The organism is Cytobacillus sp. FSL R7-0696, assembly GCF_038006865.1.
Classification (GTDB): domain Bacteria; phylum Bacillota; class Bacilli; order Bacillales; family Cytobacillaceae; genus Cytobacillus; species Cytobacillus kochii.
Genome location: NZ_JBBOWA010000001.1, coordinates 1,599,865 through 1,619,510, shown reverse-complemented (window position 1 = coordinate 1,619,510; position 19,646 = coordinate 1,599,865). Strand labels below are relative to the sequence as shown.

Below are 19,646 nucleotides of genomic sequence, written 5' to 3'. Positions count from 1 at the left end.
ATAATATGTTTCGCATTGGTCAAGGATTTGATGTACATCAATTAGTTGAAGGGCGACCACTGATTATGGGTGGGGTTACGATTCCATATGAATTAGGATTACTTGGACATTCAGATGCGGATGTTTTATTACATACAGTGTCAGATGCCTGTTTAGGTGCAATTGGTGAAGGTGATATTGGTAAGCACTTCCCTGATACAGACCCAGATTTTAAAGATGCGGATTCAGCTAAACTGATGCAACATGTTTGGCAATTGGTAAAAGAAAAGGGTTATGAGCTTGTGAACGCAGATTGTACTATTATTGCTCAAAAGCCAAAAATGGCTCCTTATATTCCTGCTATAAGAGAAAGAATAGCGGAATTGTTAGAATCAGAAGTAGAGAACATTAACGTGAAAGCCACGACAACGGAAAAACTAGGATTTACAGGTAGAGGCGAAGGAATTGCTGCTCAAGTGGTAGTGTTGTTGAAGAAAAGTGCCTAGTCGGTTATTTACGGACTTTGACAACTTACAGTAGGATGATAAAATAAAGGGTGCTATTCATATTCAATTTTTGATAAAAAGATGGATCGTCAGGTGGCTTATATAGCAATCAGCGGTTTTTCGAAATAGAACCGATTTTGAAGGAGGATCATCATGTCAAGTGATATTCGTGTACGCTATGCACCAAGTCCAACGGGACATTTGCATATTGGTAATGCGCGTACAGCTTTGTTTAATTATTTATTTGCTCGTAGTAAAAATGGTAAATTCATCATTCGTATAGAAGATACAGATAAAAAACGTAATATTGAGGGCGGAGAAGAGAGTCAATTAAAATACTTACAATGGCTTGGTTTAGACTGGGATGAAAGTATTGATAAAGATGGTGGATACGGCCCGTACCGTCAATCAGAAAGAAACGAAATTTACAAAAAGTATTATCAACAGTTACTTGATAGTGGACAAGCTTATAAGTGTTATTGTACGGAAGAAGAGTTAGAAGCTGAACGTGAGGCGCAAATGGCTAAAGGTGAAACGCCGATTTACTCTGGAAAGTGCAGACATTTATCAGACGATGATCGCCAACAACTCGAAGCTGAAGGAAGAAAACCGAGTATTCGTTTTCTTGTCCCACAAGGAAAAGTGTATGCATTCAATGATATGGTTAAAGGAGAAGTGTCATTTGAGTCAGATGGCATAGGTGATCATGTAATTGTTAAAAAAGACGGGACACCGACATATAATTTTGCTGTAGCCATAGATGATTATTTAATGAAAATCTCTCATGTATTACGTGGAGATGATCATATTTCAAATACACCTAAACAAATGATGATTTATGAGGCGCTTGGCTTCCAAGTACCTGTATTTGGTCACATGACGCTAATAGTGAATGAAAGTCGTAAAAAATTAAGTAAACGTGATGAGTCAATCATTCAATTCATTGAACAATACGAAGAGCTAGGTTACTTGCCCGAAGCTTTGTTTAACTTTATCGCTTTACTTGGTTGGTCTCCGAGTGGAGAGGAAGAATTATTCTCCAAAGAAGAGCTAATTGAAATCTTTGATGAGTCAAGATTATCTAAGTCACCGGCTTTATTCGATATGCAGAAGCTTGCTCATATTAATGCGCAGTACATGAAAAAGCTAGATGGTGACCAGTTACTTGCTTTAACGTTACCTCATTTTAAAAAAGCAGGCAAAGTAGGAGATAATCCTTCTGAGGATGAGTTACAATGGTTAAAGAAATTAGTTGTGTTGCTGCAAGAGAAAATGAGTTATGGTGCGCAAGTCATTGAACTAAGTGAATTATTCTTTGTTCAGGATATCGAAGTTGAACCAGAAGCAAGCGAAGTTTTAGCTGAAGAGCAAGTACCGGAAGTGTTGACTGCTTTCTTACATGAAGTAGAGGCGCTTGAGGTATTTGAAGCTGATCAAATAAAGGCGGCAATGAAGTCAGTACAGAAAGCGACAGGACATAAAGGGAAAAAATTATTTATGCCGATTCGCTCAGCAACAACGGGGCAGACACATGGTCCAGACCTACCGAAAGCAATGGAGTTATTAGGTAGGGAAACTGTAAAAATTCGCCTACAGCGTATTTTAGGTTAACATATCGGTAAAAATATAATATAGTATAGAATATTAACGTATAAATATTTAGAAAATCATTATAGATGCTAAATCATTGAAGAGGAAAAGTAAGAGTAATGACTGTTTATTAGAGAGAACCATCATCGGCTGAAAGTGGTTTAAACCTCTCATTCTCTGAAGTGCCCCTCTGAGTCCTGTTTCGAACCTTTATAGTAGAAATAGGCGGTTACCTTCCCGTTAACGAGGCAGAGTTGGAGCTTTTATTATTATGAAAGCTTAAACAGAGTGGAACCGCGTGTAAACGTCTCTGTCTATTTTAGACAGGGGCGTTTTTTATTTATAGATATGTTATTTGTTTAAATGGTGATAAGGACCCACCAAAAGAGAGAATGTAATCACTGTTACTTTTGTTGTTTTTATTATACGAGAAAAATGCTATTTAAAGACTGGAGGGAGAGAGCATGTTTAAAAGAATGAAGGAAGATATAGATGTTGTGTTTGAACAGGATCCTGCCGCAAGAAGTGTTTTTGAAGTAGTGTTAACCTACTCAGGATTACATGCGATTTGGAATCATCGTATTGCACACAGTCTTTATAAAAATAAATTTTTCTTCCTTGCAAGGTTGGTTTCGCAAATTAGCCGTTTTTTTACTGGGATAGAAATTCACCCTGGGGCGAAAATAGGCCGTCGATTTTTTATTGATCACGGGATGGGTGTTGTTATTGGAGAGACATGCGAGATTGGAGATAATGTCACTGTCTACCAAGGTGTAACACTTGGGGGAACAGGGAAAGAAAAAGGCAAAAGACATCCAACGATTAAGGATAATGCTCTTATTGCTACAGGGGCAAAAGTGCTTGGATCCATTACAATTGGGGAAAACTCAAAAATAGGTGCCGGCTCAGTTGTTTTACATGAAGTGCCACCTAATTCAACGGTTGTTGGTATACCTGGTAAGGTAAAAATCCAAGATGGCGTCAAAGTAACGAAAGATTTAAATCATACAGACTTACCAGATCCCATTTCTGATCGCTTTAAAGAGCTAGAAAATGAGTTAGAGCACGTGAAAAAAGAGTTTGAACAACTGAAAGCTGAAAGGAGCCACTCATAATGGCGATTCAATTATATAATACGTTAACAAGAAAAAAAGAGCCGTTTATCCCGTTAGAAGAGGGTAAAGTAAAGATGTATGTTTGTGGACCTACTGTATACAATTATATTCATATAGGAAATGCTCGCCCTGCAATTGTGTTCGATACAGTGAGGAGATATTTGGAGTATCGCGGATATGATGTGAATTTTGTGTCAAATTTCACAGATGTCGATGATAAATTAATCCGCACGGCCAAAGAACTAGGTGAAGAGGTGCCGGAAATTGCGGAGAGATTTATTGAAGCGTATTTTGAAGATGTATCGGCATTAGGCTGCAAAAAAGCAGACACACACCCGAGAGTAACAAAAAATATGGATACGATTATTGATTTTATCCAAGCGCTGATTGATAAAGGTTTTGCCTATGAATCAGAAGGAGATGTGTACTACCATACACGAAAGTTTGAAGAGTATGGCAAGCTTTCTCATCAATCGATTGATGAGTTAAAGTTAGGCAATCGTATTGCTGTTGGTGAGAAGAAGAAAGACGCACTTGATTTCGTCCTTTGGAAAGCGGCGAAGGAAGGTGAAATTAAATGGGATAGTCCTTGGGGGGCAGGTCGCCCAGGGTGGCATATTGAGTGCTCCGCTATGGCTCGTAAATATCTAGGTGACACGATTGATATTCATGCGGGAGGACAAGATTTATCATTTCCTCACCATGAGAATGAAATTGCACAGTCAGAGGCAGTGACAGGTAAAACCTTCGCTCGTTACTGGATGCATAATGGCTATATAAATATTGATAACGAGAAAATGTCTAAATCACTCGGTAATTTCGTCTTGGTACACGATATTATTAAGAAGCACAATCCGCAAGTGTTAAGGTTCTTCATGTTAGCAGTGCATTATCGTAATCAAATTAACTATAATGAAGAATTGCTGGAAAATACAAAAGCGGGTTATGAGCGTATTAAAGCATCGTATGAGAATTTAAAACATCGTAAAGAGGCGAGTAGTGAGTTAACAGAAAATAACCAAGAATGGTTAGAGAAAATTGGTGATTTACAAAAGCAATTCATCACAGATATGGATGATGATTTTAACACGGCGAATGCCATCTCTATTGTATTTGAATTATCAAAACAAGCGAATTATTATTTGATGGAAAAGAATACATCCACTGCTGTAATTGATGCATTTATGACTCAATTCGAGGATTTCTTCGATGTACTTGGACTATCGTTAGAGGATGAGCCAGAACTGCTAGATGAGGAAGTAGATCAATTGATAGCCGATCGGATTCAAGCAAGAAAAGATCGCAATTTCCAATTAGCTGATCAAATTCGTGATCAATTAAAAGAAATGAATATTATTCTTGAGGATACAGCTCAAGGAACAAGATGGAAAAGAGGATAAGAGAGATGCTTTCATACGAAGAAAATCTTAATCCTAAACAATTAAACAGTCTCGCCCTTGCTTATATGGGCGATGCTGTTTATGAACAATACGTACGTCAGGACCTATTACAAAAAGGTAATATAAGGCCACATCAGTTGCATAAGGCAGCAACGAAATATGTATCTGCTAAAGCACAATCAAAAGTGATTCATGCATTTTTGGACGAGGGCGTTTTATCAGAAGAAGAAGAGGCGGTAGTAAGACGGGGGAGAAATGCTAAATCTGGCACCATTCCGAAAAACACCGATGTACAAACTTATCGTTATAGTACTGCATTCGAAGCATTGATAGGTTTCTTATATTTATCTAGACGAGTAGAGCGGTTAGAAGAGTTAGTAGTAAAAGCATTTAAGTGGACTGAGGATAGGAAGGAGGAGAGCAAGAAATGAGTCATGATTTCATTATTGGTAAAAACGCTGTAATCGAGGCACTTAAGTCAGAGCGTGATATGAATAAAATTATGGTTGCGGAAGGCTCTCAAAAAGGGCAAATGCAGCAAGTGGTTGGAATGGCGAAGGAAGCGGGTGTACTGGTTCAATTTGTACCGAAAAAGAAATTGGATCAAATGGAGCTAGGGAATCATCAAGGTGTGGTTGCTCAAGTAGCTGCCTATCAATATGCCGAGTTAGATGACCTATTTAAAAAGGCAGAAAATAGTGGACAAGCTCCCTTCTTTCTTCTATTGGATGAGATTGAAGATCCTCATAATCTAGGCTCGATTATGAGAACTGCTGATGCTGTAGGTGCGCATGGGATTATTATTCCAAAAAGGCGTGCGGTTGGTTTAACAGCAACAGTGGCTAAAGCTTCAACGGGAGCGATTGAACATATTCCTGTTGCTCGTGTTACGAACTTAGCAAGAACGATTGATGAATTAAAAGAACGAGGCGTTTGGATTGCGGGTACAGATGCTAGCGGTAAACAGGATTATCGCCAATTGGATGGAGTGATGCCCATCGGATTAGTCATTGGTAGTGAAGGGAAAGGAATGGGAAGACTGATTAGAGATAAATGTGATTTTCTTATCAGCTTACCAATGGCTGGAAAAGTAACATCTTTAAATGCTTCAGTCGCTGCTGCTTTGTTGATGTATGAAGTCTACCGCAAACGCTCTCCGATTGAGCGATAATGATGAATATCCTTCTTGTTGACGGATACAATATCATCGGTGCCTGGCCAGAGCTTCAACTTCTTAAAAATAAGGATTTAGAAGCAGCCAGGGACCTGCTGGTAGAAAAGATGGCTGAATATCAAGGGTATTCCGGTTACCGAGTCATAGTTGTCTTTGATGCCCATTACGTAAAAGGGACAGAAAGAAAATTTAAGAATTATAATGTTGAAGTTATTTTTACACGTACAAACGAAACCGCAGATGAACGTATTGAAAAGCTAGCGATTGCGTTAAATAATATCAAAACACAAATCTATGTAGCTACTTCAGATTTTACAGAGCAGAGAGTCATCTTTGCTCAAGGTGCGTTAAGAAAGTCAGCCCGAGAATTACACAATGAAATGAATCATATCGAAAAACAAATTGACAAAAAAGTAAAGAAAAGCCAGGAAAATAAGCCAGTGTCTAAAATCCCATTAAGTGATGAAATCGTTGAAATTTTCGAAAAATGGCGCAGAGAACGTTAAATGATTGGTTGACGCTGGAAAATACCCTACTGTATAATATTTCTAACCATGCTTGTACGGTCGGAGGGATCAAGATGAGTATCGACTTCAGGACAAAAGCTGAAAAGCATTCTTTATACGTGCAACTCGAAGATGAAGAAGTAATTGAATTAGTGCATAAAGGTGAAAGTGAAGCGCTAGATTATTTGATCCATAAGTATCGAAACTTCGTGCGTGCAAAGGCGAGGTCTTATTTCCTCATTGGCGCCGACAAGGAAGATATTGTGCAGGAGGGAATGATTGGTCTTTATAAGGCCATTCGAGATTTTAAGGAGGACAAGTTGTCTTCCTTCAAAGCATTTGCAGAATTATGTATCACAAGACAAATTATCACTGCAATTAAAACAGCAACAAGACAGAAGCATATCCCATTGAATTCTTATGTATCGCTTGATAAGCCTATTTATGATGAGGAGTCAGATCGTACGTTAATGGATGTCATTTCTGGAGCGAAAGTGATGAACCCAGAAGAGTTAATTATTAATCAGGAAGAGTTTGACCACATCGAAGTAAAAATGTCTGAACTTTTGAGCGATTTGGAAAGAAAGGTGCTTGCCCTTTATTTAGATGGGCAATCATATCAAGAAATATCAGAAGAATTAAATCGTCATGTGAAGTCAATTGATAATGCTTTGCAAAGAGTGAAGAGAAAACTAGAGAGATATTTAGAAATAAGAGAATTCTCTTTATAACTACTATATGTTAATATATTATTTATGGGCATATGAGAACCATTTTCGATTGATAATAGTGGAAGTTTTCCTATTTTTGCTGTTATTGACATGGATTATTGGCCATGGTAGAGTTTTAATGGCATAAATGTCGAAGAGGTGTGAAAAATGCCGAAAAAAGTGATACTAGCTTGTGCCGATTGTGGGACAAGAAATTACACTACCAATAGTAACGAAGGTAATGAGAGATTGGAATTAAAGAAATTTTGCAGTAAATGCAGTGCACATACAGTTCATCGCGAAACAAAATAATAGAGTAAAGAAGAGACAAAAAAGTAATAGAATGGCATTCAGGGGGATGTATTCTTAATCTACGCTTTTTTGTTAAAGGATATATCTCTTTAAAAGTTGGGGGTTAAGAAATGGGACGCATCGTGAAGTTTTTCCGTGAAGTTGGACGTGAGATGAAAAAGGTTAGCTGGCCTACAAAGAAAGAGCTAACGAAATATACGATCACAGTTATTGTCGTTGTTTTATTCTTTACGTTATTCTTTACTGTTGTTGATTTAGGTATTTCTGAATTGATTCGTTTAATTCTTGAATAACCCCTGAGCTTCCATGGTATAATGGATGATAACACAGGAACATTTGCAGGAGCCCGGTAACGGGTTTTTTCATTTGGTCAAGAAAGGCCTAGTCCATTTGCTTAGGATTCGATTGGTTTCGTAATCCGTCAATTTAGACAAACAAGAGATGTCAGTCTTTCAAAAATAAAAATAGATTGCAGGGAGGGAAGGACGTTAAGTCCCCTTTGATATGGAAAAGAATTGGTATGTAGTACATACGTACTCAGGGTATGAGAATAAAGTAAAAGCAAACCTTGAAAAACGTGTGGAATCGATGGGCATGCAGGATAAAATTTTTAGAGTGGTTGTCCCTGAAGAAGAAGAAACAGATATTAAGAATGGTAAGAAGAAAGTTGTAAAACGGAAGGTGTTCCCAGGTTATGTGTTGGTGGAGATTGTTATGACAGATGACTCTTGGTATGTAGTGCGTAACACACCTGGTGTAACGGGATTTGTTGGTTCAGCGGGTTCTGGCTCCAAACCGACTCCATTGTTGCCTGAAGAAGTGCAGGTCATTCTTAAACGTATGGGTGTTGAAGAAAAACGAATGGATGTAAACTTCGAAGTTGGGGAAACGGTTCAAGTAAACGAAGGTCCATTTGCTAACTTTACTGGTTCTATTGAAGAAATCGATAAAGATAAAGCGAAAATCAAGGTGCTTGTAAATATGTTTGGAAGAGATACTCCGGTTGAATTAGATTTTTCGCAAATCGAAAAAATTTAACGGTCTTTCTCCCTTATATTTAACTAGGGAAAGTTGATTTTTGTATGACTTCGCCGTATCTAGCCATTGTCTTTCGCTTATGAGCTCTCCTATATTTTTGAAAAGAACTTGAAATCGTCTTTGAAAAATGATAATATTTCATAGGTCAGTATGTCTCAGAAGACGAGACCGGACATTGGACATTATTCTTTATTTTAATATAAAGAATTAACAGTTGAGTGGGAGGGGGAAAACCCCTATTACCACATCACGGACTTTAAGGAGGTGTGTCTCGTGGCTAAAAAAGTAATCAAACTTGTTAAATTGCAAATTCCTGCAGGTAAAGCAAATCCAGCACCACCAGTTGGTCCTGCACTAGGTCAAGCCGGTGTTAATATCATGGGATTCTGTAAGGAATTTAATGCACGCACAGCTGAACAAGCTGGTCTAATTATTCCTGTTGAAATCACGGTATTTGAGGACCGTTCATTTACATTTATTACGAAAACTCCACCTGCTGCTGTATTGCTTAAGAAAGCGGCTGGTATTGAGTCTGGTTCTGGTGAACCAAACCGTAATAAAGTAGCAACAGTCAAGCGTGACAAGGTACGCGAGATTGCTGAAACAAAAATGCCTGATCTAAACGCTGCTAGTGTAGAAGCTGCTATGCGTATGGTTGAAGGTACTGCACGCAGCATGGGTATTGTCATCGAAGACTAATACTATTTGCTATGTATGTATGATGATTGTTTCTAAAAAGGTTGCGATGCTGAATTAGGTTCACTCGCAACCTTTATAATGTTCGGACCTTGAGAAATTCTCGAGGGACCGACGTTTTGAGATGAGAGGCAAACGTGCTTTTCGTCGGTGGGAGGTTATTCCGCTAAAACCACATTCAAGGAGGAAATTAAAATGGCTAAAAAAGGTAAGAAGTATGTAGAAGCTGCTAAACTTGTAGATAGCACAAAAGCTTACCCAGTTGCAGAAGCGATTGCTCTTGCAAAGAAAACAAACTTTGCTAAATTTGATGCAACAGTTGAAGTAGCTTTTCGTTTAGGTGTAGATCCTAAGAAAGCTGACCAACAAATTCGTGGAGCTGTCGTGCTTCCGAACGGTACTGGTAAAACTCAACGCGTGCTTGTATTTGCAAAAGGTGAAAAAGCGAAAGAAGCAGAAGCTGCGGGTGCAGACTATGTTGGAGATGCAGAATTCATCAACAAAATCAACCAAGGTTGGTTTGAGTTTGACGTAATCGTTGCTACTCCAGACATGATGGGTGAAGTTGGTAAACTTGGTCGTGTACTTGGACCAAAAGGTTTAATGCCAAACCCTAAAACAGGTACAGTTACATTTGATGTAGAAAAAGCTGTTAATGAAATCAAAGCAGGTAAAGTTGAATACCGTGTAGAAAAAGCTGGTAACATTCACGTGCCTATCGGAAAAGTATCATTTGAAGATGACAAGCTTGTTGAAAACTTCAACACAATCTTCGATACAATGATGAAAGCAAAACCTGCTGCAGCAAAAGGTACTTACATGAAAAACGTTTCTGTAACTACTACTATGGGACCTGGTGTGAAAATCGACCCTTCTACAGCGGCAACAAAATAATTAACCATTATTTGGTTTTTAAATAAAGTTGACATAGCAAAGTCCATTCTGTAGAATGAATCTTGTTATTATCATAACTTAATCATTTATACCGTAGACAGCAGGAGCCGATTGGGGCTTAATAACCTGCCGAGGTAATACGATAGATTTTAATTGCTTGAACGAGCTATTGTATACTTCCTCCATGTCTACCTTTGATATGGAGGTTTTTTAATGAGATGGTGAGTCTCACCTATCTGATTGAACGGTATGAATGCATAATTCAATAGGAGGTGTAAAGATGAGCAGCATTATCGAACAAAAGAAACAAATCGTAGAAGAAATTGCAGACAAATTCAAATCAGCTCAAACAGCAGTTGTTGTTGATTACCGCGGATTAACTGTTTCAGAAGTAACAGAACTTCGTAAACAACTACGTGAAGCGAATGTTGAATTCAAAGTTTACAAAAACTCTATGAGTCGTCGTGCAGCAGAAGCTGCTGAACTTGCAGGCTTAAACGAACATCTTACTGGTCCTAATGCAATTGCATTCAGTACAGAGGATGTTGTCGCACCAGCGAAAATTTTAAACGAGTTTGCTAAAAAGCATGAAGCTCTTGAAATTAAAGCAGGTGTAATTGAAGGTAATATCGCTTCACAAGAAGAAGTGAAAGCTCTTGCTGAACTTCCATCTCGCGAAGGTTTACTTTCTATGCTACTCAGCGTACTTCAAGCTCCAGTTCGCAACCTTGCTCTTGCAACAAAAGCTGTTGCAGATCAAAAAGAAGAACAAGGCGCTTAATTATCGGTTTTAACCAATATAATCTAACAAAAATTAAGGAGGAAATTATATCATGACTAAAGAACAAATCATTGAAGCAGTTAAAAATATGACTGTTTTAGAACTTAACGATCTAGTAAAAGCAATTGAAGAAGAATTCGGAGTAACTGCTGCAGCTCCTGTAGCTGTTGCTGGTGGCGCTGCTGGTGGAGACGCTGCTGCTGAGAAAACAGAATTCGACGTAATTCTTAATTCTGCTGGCGATCAAAAAATTAAAGTTATCAAAGTTGTTCGTGAAATCACAGGTCTTGGCCTTAAAGAAGCGAAAGAAGTTGTTGATAACACTCCTAAAGCTATTAAAGAAGGCGCTTCTAAAGAAGAAGCTGAAGAAATCAAAGCTAAACTTGAAGAAGTTGGAGCTGGCGTAGAAGTTAAGTAATATAGTTTGTTTAAAAGCCCGCTTGTATGAGCGGGCTTTTTTAATATCAGTTATGTGGACTGTTTAGGTAAGTGAATTTAAGGAGAACGTTACAGCAACTAACGAAACGTTTGCTTAATTTACCCTCTACCAAAAAATCCTCGCACATGCAGCTCTAATATCTGGAGGTGACCACTATGTCAGACCATTATTATTCTAAAACGCCTAATGTCGAAAGTAATCCACGTGTTTGGAGTTACAAACTAAAAGACAAAACATTTCAATTTAAAACCGATCATGGTGTATTTTCAAAAAATGAAGTTGATTTTGGATCAAGGTTATTAATAGAGACGTTTATCCCTCCTGAAATATCTGGTGATATATTAGATGTTGGTTGTGGGTACGGCCCAATTGGTTTATCAATGGCGACGATTATGCAAGATCGTCACGTCGTCATGCTCGACGTGAATGAAAGAGCGCTTGAACTAGCACAAACGAACGGCGAGCTAAATGGTATCAACAATATCACTGTAAAAGAAAGTGACAAGTTGACAGTTGTTAAAGACCAACAATTTGCAGCTATTTTAACGAATCCACCAATAAGAGCTGGGAAACAAACTGTTCATAGTATTTTTGAAGAGAGTTTTGAATGTTTATTGCCTGGTGGAGAATTATGGGTAGTCATTCAAAAGAAGCAAGGTGCACCATCTGCTATTGAAAAGCTCTCGGAATTATTTGCTGAAGTAGATACAGTTGTGAAGAAAAAAGGCTATTTTATATTAAGAGCAAAAAAAGATTGACTTGACATTTTCGCTATGTTAGTATTGTAAAATGCCAACATAATATACTACCAATAGGGATAAAAATTTATGCGTTATTGTATAAATTTATCCAGATGTGGGAAGTAATGAAAAGAATAGTCTAATGATGGAAATGTGGTTTTTGCTTGAAAAACCCTTTTTCTTTTTGTCTGATTGAGTTTATGTTTACGGAGGAATCTCGTGTTTTGGGGCTTCCGACGCTCTAGTTTTGGCAAAAATAGAGCGAAATGTGACTCGAGTTTAAGATATGTCAAGCTACCTGGATAATATTTCTCATGTAAAGAGTTTATCTCACTTGCGGGCTGGAATCCACAGGTAAAAAGATAGATTCTATTATTTACATGTGAGATTCACAGGTTGCTTTTCAAATAATAACGCTTGATTTGAGGGGTGAATCAGTTGACAGGTCAACTAGTTCAGTATGGACGACACCGCCAACGTAGAAGTTACGCACGAATCAGTGAAGTTTTAGAATTACCAAATCTAATCGAAATCCAAACCTCTTCTTATCAATGGTTTCTTGATGAGGGTTTAAGAGAGATGTTTCACGACATTTCTCCGATTGAAGACTTTACTGGTAATTTATCGCTTGAATTTATTGATTACAGCCTTGGCGATCCAAAATATTCGGTTGAGGAATCGAAGGAACGAGATGTTACATATTCTGCACCTTTGCGTGTGAAAGTGCGTCTTGTGAACAAAGAAACAGGCGAAGTCAAAGATCAGGATGTCTTTATGGGTGACTTCCCGCTTATGACAGAAACAGGAACATTTGTAATTAATGGCGCAGAACGTGTCATTGTTTCGCAATTGGTGCGTTCTCCGAGCGTATACTTTAGCGGAAAACTCGATAAAAACGGGAAAAAAGGCTTTACTGCCACTGTTATCCCGAACCGCGGCGCTTGGCTTGAGTATGAAACTGATGCCAAAGATGTCGTATACGTTAGAATAGATCGTACGAGGAAGCTACCCGTTACGGTTCTTTTGCGTGCACTAGGGTTCGGATCTGATCAAGAAATCATCGAATTAATTGGTGACAATGAATATATCCGTAATACGCTTGAAAAGGACAACACAGAAGGTACGGACAAAGCATTGCTCGAAATCTATGAGCGTCTTCGTCCTGGTGAACCACCGACTGTTGAGAATGCAAAAAGCTTACTTGTATCAAGATTCTTTGATCCAAAACGCTATGATTTAGCAAATGTTGGACGTTACAAGATTAATAAAAAGCTTCATATAAAAAATAGATTATTTGGCCAAAGATTAGCTGAGAATTTGGTTGATCCTGAAACAGGGGAAATCATTGCTGAAAAAGGTGTTGTACTTGATCGTAGAACACTTGATCGAATTCTTCCTTATCTTGAGAAGAATGTTGGCTTTAAGAAAGTGGACCTTGTCGGCGGCGTTATAGATCAAGAAGTCGATGTCCAATCGATTAAAATTTATGCACCGAATGAAGATGGCGAGAAAGTCATTAATGTAATCGGTAATGCGTATGTAGAAGAAGCTGTGAAGAATATTTCACCGGCTGATATTATTGCTTCTATTAGCTATTTCTTTGATTTATTGCATGGTGTCGGCGATACAGATGATATTGACCACCTTGGTAATAGAAGATTACGTTCTGTTGGTGAACTATTGCAAAACCAATTCCGTATCGGTTTATCAAGAATGGAGCGTGTAGTTCGTGAGAGAATGTCCATTCAAGACACGAACACAATTACACCACAACAATTAATCAACATTCGTCCTGTTATTGCATCTATTAAAGAATTCTTTGGTAGCTCTCAATTGTCTCAGTTCATGGACCAAACAAATCCATTAGCTGAGTTAACACATAAGCGACGTCTATCAGCCTTAGGACCTGGTGGATTAACACGTGAGCGTGCAGGTTTTGAAGTGCGTGACGTTCACTATTCCCACTATGGTCGTATGTGTCCAATTGAAACGCCAGAGGGACCGAATATCGGATTAATTAACTCTTTATCATCCTTTGCGAAAGTGAATCGTTTCGGATTTATTGAAACACCTTATCGTCGTATTGATCACGAAACAGGTACAGTATCTTCAAGAATCGATTACTTAACAGCTGATGAGGAAGATAATTATGTTGTAGCCCAAGCGAATGCAAGACTAGGTGAAGATGGTTCATTTGTTGACGAGGAAGTTGTTGCTCGTTTTAGAGGGGAAAATACTGTTGTTAAACGTGACCGTGTTGATTACATGGATGTATCACCTAAGCAGGTTGTATCTGCTGCGACTGCATGTATCCCGTTCTTAGAGAATGATGACTCTAACCGTGCCTTAATGGGTGCCAACATGCAACGACAAGCTGTGCCTCTTATGCAGCCAGAAGCACCACGCGTTGGAACAGGAATGGAATATGTTTCTGGTAAAGATTCTGGTGCTGCAGTGATTTGTAAGCACGAAGGTATTGTTGAGCATGTTGAAGCGAAAGAAGTTTGGGTAAGACGTGTGAAAGAAGTAGATGGCCAAGAAGTAAAAGGCGATCTTGATAAATATAGAATGCTTAAGTTCATTCGTTCCAACCAAGGTACGTGTTACAACCAAAGACCAATTGTTGCGGTTGGTAACCGTGTAACGAAAGGTGAAATCCTTGCTGACGGACCATCAATGGAACTTGGTGAACTTGCGCTTGGACGTAATGTTCTCGTTGCTTTCATGACATGGGACGGTTATAACTACGAGGATGCGATCATCATGAGTGAGCGCCTTGTAAAAGATGATGTATACACTTCGATTCATATTGAAGAGTATGAGTCAGAGTCTCGTGATACGAAGCTTGGACCTGAAGAAATTACTCGTGACATCCCGAATGTTGGGGAAGATGCCCTACGTAATTTAGATGAGCGCGGTATTATTCGCACAGGTGCTGAAGTGAAAGATGGGGACTTGTTAGTTGGTAAAGTAACGCCTAAAGGTGTAACAGAACTAACTGCAGAGGAAAGACTACTTCATGCTATCTTCGGTGAAAAAGCACGTGAAGTACGTGATACATCCTTGCGTGTACCACATGGTGGAGGCGGTATCGTACTAGATGTCAAAGTCTTCAATCGTGAAGATGGCGATGAACTACCTCCGGGTGTAAACCAACTTGTACGTGTTTATATTGTTCAGAAGCGTAAGATTTCTGAAGGGGACAAAATGGCCGGTCGACATGGTAATAAAGGGGTTATCTCTCGTATTTTACCGGAAGAAGATATGCCGTATTTACCAGATGGCACACCGGTTGATATCATGTTGAACCCATTAGGGGTACCTTCTCGTATGAACATTGGTCAGGTTCTTGAACTACACCTTGGAATGGCGGCAAGATCACTAGGTATTCATGTGGCTTCACCAGTATTTGATGGTGCAAACGAGGAAGATGTTTGGGAAACAATCGAAGAAGCTGGTATGGCTCGTGATGCGAAAACAGTTCTTTATGATGGACGTTCAGGAGAGCCATTTGATAACCGTGTATCTGTTGGTGTCATGTATATGATCAAACTAGCACACATGGTCGATGATAAACTTCACGCTCGTTCTACTGGACCTTACTCACTTGTTACGCAACAACCGCTTGGTGGTAAAGCACAATTCGGTGGACAGCGTTTTGGTGAGATGGAGGTTTGGGCACTTGAAGCCTATGGTGCTGCTTATACACTTCAAGAGATCTTAACAGTTAAATCGGATGATGTCGTTGGACGTGTGAAAACATATGAATCCATCGTTAAGGGTGAAAATGTACCGGAACCTGGTGTCCCTGAATCATTCAAAGTATTAATTAAAGAACTTCAAAGCTTAGGTATGGATGTAAAAATCCTTTCAGGCGATGAAAAAGAGATAGAAATGCGTGATACGGATGATGAAGAGGATATGCAACAGGCTGAATCCTTAACAATCGCTCCAGATACGCAAGAAACAGAAGAAGCAGAAACAGTAGCAACAAAAGAATAAATTTGAACAAGGAGGGCGATCACTGCCCTCCATTCGAGCTAAGTGGAATAGATGACTGGGACCCAAACTTATTGATAAGTTAATGGGAAAAACCTGTAGATCGAAAGGGAGGTAGGCCCCTTGCTAGATGTTAATAATTTCGAGTATATGAAAATAGGTCTCGCTTCACCAGATAAAATCCGCTCATGGTCTCATGGTGAAGTAAAGAAACCTGAAACAATCAATTATCGTACATTAAAACCTGAAAAAGATGGTTTGTTTTGTGAACGTATTTTCGGTCCAACAAAGGATTGGGAATGTCATTGTGGTAAATACAAACGCGTTCGTTATAAAGGTGTTGTTTGTGATCGTTGTGGTGTTGAAGTTACACGTGCTAAAGTTCGTCGTGAAAGAATGGGGCATATTGAGCTAGCAGCGCCAGTATCACATATTTGGTACTTTAAAGGTATTCCAAGCCGTATGGGTCTTGTTCTTGATATGTCTCCTCGTGCTTTGGAAGAAGTAATTTATTTTGCATCTTATGTTGTAACCGAATCCGGAGATACAGCATTAGAGAAAAAACAATTACTCTCTGAAAAAGAATACCGTGCTTACCGTGAAAAATACGGTAATAAGTTCCAAGCGTCTATGGGTGCGGAGTCAATTAGAAAGTTACTTTCAGATATTGACCTTGATAAAGAAGTAGATACGTTAAAAGAAGAATTAAAAACTGCACAAGGTCAACGCCGTACACGTGCAATTAAACGATTAGAAGTGCTTGAAGCATTCCGTGGTTCAGGAAATGAACCGAGCTGGATGATTCTTGATGTGCTACCAGTTATTCCTCCAGAGCTTCGTCCAATGGTTCAACTAGACGGTGGTCGTTTTGCTACATCAGATTTGAATGATCTTTATCGTCGTGTAATTAACCGTAATAACCGTTTGAAGCGTTTATTAGACCTTGGTGCTCCAAGCATCATCGTTCAAAATGAAAAGCGTATGCTTCAAGAAGCTGTTGACGCTTTAATTGATAACGGTCGTCGTGGACGTCCTGTTACTGGTCCTGGTAATAGACCACTTAAATCACTATCTCATATGTTAAAAGGTAAACAAGGACGTTTCCGTCAAAACTTGCTCGGTAAGCGTGTTGACTACTCTGGCCGTTCTGTTATTGTCGTTGGTCCAAACTTGAAAATGTATCAATGTGGACTACCTAAAGAAATGGCATTGGAGTTATTTAAACCGTTTGTCATGAAAGAGTTAGTTGAAAAGGGCCTAGCACATAACATTAAATCAGCTAAACGTAAAATCGAAAAAGTTCACCCTGAAGTTTGGGATGTACTTGAGAGTGTCATTAAGGAGCATCCGGTATTATTAAACCGTGCCCCTACACTTCATAGATTAGGGATTCAAGCATTTGAACCTACGTTGGTTGAAGGACGTGCCATTCGTTTGCATCCACTTGTTTGTACAGCATATAATGCTGACTTTGATGGTGACCAAATGGCGGTTCACGTACCTTTATCAGCAGAAGCGCAAGCTGAAGCTAGATTGCTTATGTTGGCAGCACAAAACATCCTGAATCCTAAGGATGGTAAACCAGTTGTTACGCCTTCTCAAGATATGGTGTTAGGTAACTATTACTTAACCTTAGAAAGAGAAAATGCTGTTGGTGAAGGAATGGTCTTTAACGACACAAGCGAGGCGTTACTTGCTTACCAAAACGGATATGTTCACTTGCACACTAGAGTAGCTGTCCATGCTGGTTCGTTAAAAAATGAAACATTCACTGAAGAACAAAACAAACAACTATTAATGACAACAGTTGGTAAACTGGTATTCAATGAAATTTTACCGAAAACATTCCCGTATATTAACGAACCAACAAAAGAAAATCTTGAAATTGAAACACCGAAGAAATACTTTATTGATAAAGCTACTGATATTCCTGAAGCGATTCGTACAATGCCAATTGTCGATCCGTTTAAGAAGAAAATTCTTGGAAATATCATTGCTGAAGTATTTAAACGCTTCAAGATTACTGAAACATCAAAAATGCTAGACCGTATGAAGAATTTAGGTTTCAAATATTCAACTAAGGCTGGTATTACCGTTGGTGTGTCAGACATCGTTGTATTAGGTGAAAAAGAAGAAATTCTTCATGAAGCTCAGAATAAAGTTGATAATGTATTAAAACAATTTAGACGTGGTCTTATCACTGAAGAGGAACGTTATGACAGAGTTATCTCTATCTGGAGTGCAGCGAAAGATAATATCCAATCGAAACTAATGAAATCATTGGATAAATCCAACCCAATCTTCATGATGAGTGATTCAGGTGCCCGTGGTAACGCATCTAACTTTACACAGTTAGCTGGTATGCGTGGTCTTATGGCCAACCCGGCTGGTCGTATTATTGAATTACCGATTAAATCAAGTTTCCGTGAAGGATTAACTGTATTAGAGTACTTTATCTCTACTCACGGTGCGCGTAAAGGTCTTGCTGATACAGCCCTTAAAACAGCTGACTCTGGTTACCTTACTCGCCGTCTTGTTGATGTTGCACAGGACGTAATTGTACGTGAAGATGATTGTGGTACAGATCGTGGCTTATTGATTTCTTCCTTGAAGGAAGGAACAGAAGTGATTGAAAGCCTAGAGGAACGTTTAATCGGTCGTCATGTAAGAAAAGCGATTAGACATCCGGAAACAAATGAAATCATTGCACGTGAAAATGAATTGATTACTGAAGATTTATCTGCAGAAATCATCGCTGCAGGCGTTGAAGAAGCATGGATTCGCTCTGCGTTCACATGTAATACTCGCCACGGTGTATGTAAAAAATGTTACGGACGTAACTTGGCTACTGGTCAAGAAGTTGAAGTCGGTGAAGCAGTTGGTATTATTGCCGCACAATCAATTGGTGAACCAGGTACACAGTTAACGATGCGTACATTCCATACAGGTGGGGTTGCAGGAGACGATATTACACAAGGTCTTCCACGTATCCAAGAGATTTTTGAAGCACGTAACCCTAAAGGTCAAGCGGTTATTTCAGAAATCAAAGGTATAGTGGTTGGCATTAATGAAGGTCGCGATCGTCAGCATGAAATCGTTATTCAAGGTGAAGTTGAATCACGCACTTATACTGCACCTTATACTGCGCGCTTAAAAGTAGCAATTAATGATGAAGTGGAACGCGGTCAAGAGCTAACAGAAGGTTCTATCGATCCGAAAGAGTTAATTAAAGTGAGAGATGTTACAGCAGTTCAAGAATACTTGCTACGTGAAGTACAAAAAGTTTATCGTATGCAAGGGGTTGAAATCGGTGATAAACACGTCGAAGTAATGGTACGTCAAATGCTTCGTAAAGTACGTGTTATCGATGCAGCTGAGACAGATGTACTTCCAGGCACATTGCTTGATATCCATCAATTTACTGATGCGAATAGAAAAGCACTGATGGAAGGTAAAATGCCAGCTACTGGACGTCCGGTATTACTTGGTATTACAAAAGCATCTCTTGAAACTGATTCCTTCTTATCCGCTGCCTCATTCCAAGAAACAACTAGAGTTCTTACAGATGCAGCGATTAAAGGAAAACGTGATGAGTTACTCGGCTTGAAAGAAAATGTTATCATTGGTAAACTTGTTCCAGCTGGTACAGGTATGCAACGTTATCGTCAAGCAGAGCCTTATACAAAAGAGACAGTTGAAGAAACAATCACGGTAGAATAATGATAGAAGTAAGGGTGTCGTTCTTTTTAAGAACGGCACCGACCTTC

General features: G+C 39.0%; 18 protein-coding genes and 2 other annotated features. All 18 genes read left to right on the top strand.

Annotation, left to right across the window (positions count from 1 at the left end):
• The first annotated feature begins 5 nt into the window (after positions 1-5).
• The 18 genes from ispF to rpoC all read left to right on the top strand — a co-directional run bounded on the left by ispF (position 6) and on the right by rpoC (position 19,599).
• Positions 6-485 (top strand): 2-C-methyl-D-erythritol 2,4-cyclodiphosphate synthase, encoded by a 480-nt coding sequence (ispF, locus tag MKX29_RS08550; protein ID WP_095371246.1) that lies wholly within the window; start codon positions 6-8, stop codon positions 483-485.
• A gap of 153 nt (positions 486-638) precedes the next feature.
• A complete protein-coding gene (gene gltX, locus MKX29_RS08545; protein ID WP_341105065.1) occupies positions 639-2,096 on the top strand; it encodes a glutamate--tRNA ligase in 1,458 nt (485 codons plus the stop codon).
• Positions 2,097-2,163: 67 nt separating this feature from the next.
• Positions 2,164-2,390: a binding site (T-box leader), on the top strand.
• A 149-nt stretch (positions 2,391-2,539) separates the two neighbouring features.
• Positions 2,540-3,190, top strand: coding sequence for a serine O-acetyltransferase (gene cysE, locus MKX29_RS08540; protein ID WP_224938661.1), 651 nt, complete (start codon positions 2,540-2,542; stop codon positions 3,188-3,190).
• The gene (gene cysS / locus MKX29_RS08535) at positions 3,190-4,590 is read left to right on the top strand and encodes a cysteine--tRNA ligase (protein WP_341105063.1); all 1,401 of its coding nucleotides are present in this window, start codon (positions 3,190-3,192) and stop codon (positions 4,588-4,590) included. The genes cysE and cysS overlap by 1 nt, the downstream gene beginning before the upstream one ends.
• 5 nt (positions 4,591-4,595) lie before the next feature.
• The gene (locus MKX29_RS08530; RefSeq protein ID WP_341105061.1) at positions 4,596-5,021 is read left to right on the top strand and encodes a Mini-ribonuclease 3; all 426 of its coding nucleotides are present in this window, start codon (positions 4,596-4,598) and stop codon (positions 5,019-5,021) included.
• Positions 5,018-5,761 (top strand): 23S rRNA (guanosine(2251)-2'-O)-methyltransferase RlmB, encoded by a 744-nt coding sequence (rlmB, locus tag MKX29_RS08525; protein WP_095371242.1) that lies wholly within the window; start codon positions 5,018-5,020, stop codon positions 5,759-5,761. Before MKX29_RS08530 ends, rlmB begins: the two co-directional genes overlap by 4 nt.
• A 2-nt stretch (positions 5,762-5,763) precedes the next feature.
• Positions 5,764-6,270, top strand: a complete 507-nt coding sequence (locus tag MKX29_RS08520) for an NYN domain-containing protein (RefSeq protein WP_191816904.1) — start codon at positions 5,764-5,766, stop codon at positions 6,268-6,270.
• Positions 6,271-6,344: 74 nt separating this feature from the next.
• Positions 6,345-7,001, top strand: coding sequence for an RNA polymerase sporulation sigma factor SigH (sigH, locus tag MKX29_RS08515; RefSeq protein ID WP_095371240.1), 657 nt, complete (start codon positions 6,345-6,347; stop codon positions 6,999-7,001).
• Between the two features lie 147 nt (positions 7,002-7,148).
• Positions 7,149-7,292, top strand: a complete 144-nt coding sequence (gene rpmG / locus MKX29_RS08510) for a 50S ribosomal protein L33 (protein WP_341105059.1) — start codon at positions 7,149-7,151, stop codon at positions 7,290-7,292.
• Between the two features lie 110 nt (positions 7,293-7,402).
• Positions 7,403-7,585: a preprotein translocase subunit SecE gene (gene secE / locus MKX29_RS08505; RefSeq protein ID WP_095371238.1), complete on the top strand. Its 183-nt coding sequence runs from the start codon at positions 7,403-7,405 to the stop codon at positions 7,583-7,585.
• A 211-nt stretch (positions 7,586-7,796) separates the two neighbouring features.
• Positions 7,797-8,330, top strand: coding sequence for a transcription termination/antitermination protein NusG (gene nusG, locus MKX29_RS08500; protein WP_095371237.1), 534 nt, complete (start codon positions 7,797-7,799; stop codon positions 8,328-8,330).
• Positions 8,331-8,603: 273 nt separating this feature from the next.
• Positions 8,604-9,029 carry a 50S ribosomal protein L11 gene (gene rplK / locus MKX29_RS08495; RefSeq protein ID WP_009336545.1) on the top strand — a complete coding sequence of 142 codons (426 nt, stop codon included), beginning with the start codon at positions 8,604-8,606 and terminating at the stop codon, positions 9,027-9,029.
• Positions 9,030-9,221: 192 nt separating this feature from the next.
• On the top strand, positions 9,222-9,920 hold the full coding sequence (gene rplA / locus MKX29_RS08490) for a 50S ribosomal protein L1 (RefSeq protein WP_095371236.1): 699 nt from the start codon (positions 9,222-9,224) through the stop codon (positions 9,918-9,920).
• Between the two features lie 73 nt (positions 9,921-9,993).
• Positions 9,994-10,141 (top strand) — a sequence feature (ribosomal protein L10 leader region).
• 59 nt (positions 10,142-10,200) lie between these two features.
• Positions 10,201-10,701 (top strand): 50S ribosomal protein L10, encoded by a 501-nt coding sequence (rplJ, locus tag MKX29_RS08485; protein WP_224938665.1) that lies wholly within the window; start codon positions 10,201-10,203, stop codon positions 10,699-10,701.
• Between the two features lie 52 nt (positions 10,702-10,753).
• The gene (gene rplL, locus MKX29_RS08480; protein WP_191816898.1) at positions 10,754-11,119 is read left to right on the top strand and encodes a 50S ribosomal protein L7/L12; all 366 of its coding nucleotides are present in this window, start codon (positions 10,754-10,756) and stop codon (positions 11,117-11,119) included.
• A gap of 176 nt (positions 11,120-11,295) precedes the next feature.
• The gene (locus MKX29_RS08475) at positions 11,296-11,898 is read left to right on the top strand and encodes a class I SAM-dependent methyltransferase (protein ID WP_224938666.1); all 603 of its coding nucleotides are present in this window, start codon (positions 11,296-11,298) and stop codon (positions 11,896-11,898) included.
• A 420-nt stretch (positions 11,899-12,318) separates the two neighbouring features.
• A complete protein-coding gene (gene rpoB / locus MKX29_RS08470) occupies positions 12,319-15,882 on the top strand; it encodes a DNA-directed RNA polymerase subunit beta (protein ID WP_224938667.1) in 3,564 nt (1,187 codons plus the stop codon).
• Between the two features lie 120 nt (positions 15,883-16,002).
• Positions 16,003-19,599: a DNA-directed RNA polymerase subunit beta' gene (rpoC, locus tag MKX29_RS08465; RefSeq protein ID WP_224938668.1), complete on the top strand. Its 3,597-nt coding sequence runs from the start codon at positions 16,003-16,005 to the stop codon at positions 19,597-19,599.
• Positions 19,600-19,646: the final 47 nt, after the last annotated feature.

What these genes read in the sequence shown, in the direction of transcription:
- MKX29_RS08530 (WP_341105061.1), top strand. Translation starts at nt 4,596, where the DNA reads ATGCTTTCATACGAAGAAAATCTTAATCCTAAACAATTAAACAGTCTC.
- sigH (WP_095371240.1), top strand. Translation starts at nt 6,345, where the DNA reads ATGAGTATCGACTTCAGGACAAAAGCTGAAAAGCATTCTTTATACGTG.
- rplA (WP_095371236.1), top strand. Translation starts at nt 9,222, where the DNA reads ATGGCTAAAAAAGGTAAGAAGTATGTAGAAGCTGCTAAACTTGTAGAT.
- secE (WP_095371238.1), top strand. Translation starts at nt 7,403, where the DNA reads ATGGGACGCATCGTGAAGTTTTTCCGTGAAGTTGGACGTGAGATGAAA.
- MKX29_RS08475 (WP_224938666.1), top strand. Translation starts at nt 11,296, where the DNA reads ATGTCAGACCATTATTATTCTAAAACGCCTAATGTCGAAAGTAATCCA.
- nusG (WP_095371237.1), top strand. Translation starts at nt 7,797, where the DNA reads ATGGAAAAGAATTGGTATGTAGTACATACGTACTCAGGGTATGAGAAT.
- cysS (WP_341105063.1), top strand. Translation starts at nt 3,190, where the DNA reads ATGGCGATTCAATTATATAATACGTTAACAAGAAAAAAAGAGCCGTTT.
- gltX (WP_341105065.1), top strand. Translation starts at nt 639, where the DNA reads ATGTCAAGTGATATTCGTGTACGCTATGCACCAAGTCCAACGGGACAT.
- ispF (WP_095371246.1), top strand. Translation starts at nt 6, where the DNA reads ATGTTTCGCATTGGTCAAGGATTTGATGTACATCAATTAGTTGAAGGG.
- cysE (WP_224938661.1), top strand. Translation starts at nt 2,540, where the DNA reads ATGTTTAAAAGAATGAAGGAAGATATAGATGTTGTGTTTGAACAGGAT.
- rplL (WP_191816898.1), top strand. Translation starts at nt 10,754, where the DNA reads ATGACTAAAGAACAAATCATTGAAGCAGTTAAAAATATGACTGTTTTA.
- rlmB (WP_095371242.1), top strand. Translation starts at nt 5,018, where the DNA reads ATGAGTCATGATTTCATTATTGGTAAAAACGCTGTAATCGAGGCACTT.
- rpmG (WP_341105059.1), top strand. Translation starts at nt 7,149, where the DNA reads ATGCCGAAAAAAGTGATACTAGCTTGTGCCGATTGTGGGACAAGAAAT.
- MKX29_RS08520 (WP_191816904.1), top strand. Translation starts at nt 5,764, where the DNA reads ATGAATATCCTTCTTGTTGACGGATACAATATCATCGGTGCCTGGCCA.
- rplJ (WP_224938665.1), top strand. Translation starts at nt 10,201, where the DNA reads ATGAGCAGCATTATCGAACAAAAGAAACAAATCGTAGAAGAAATTGCA.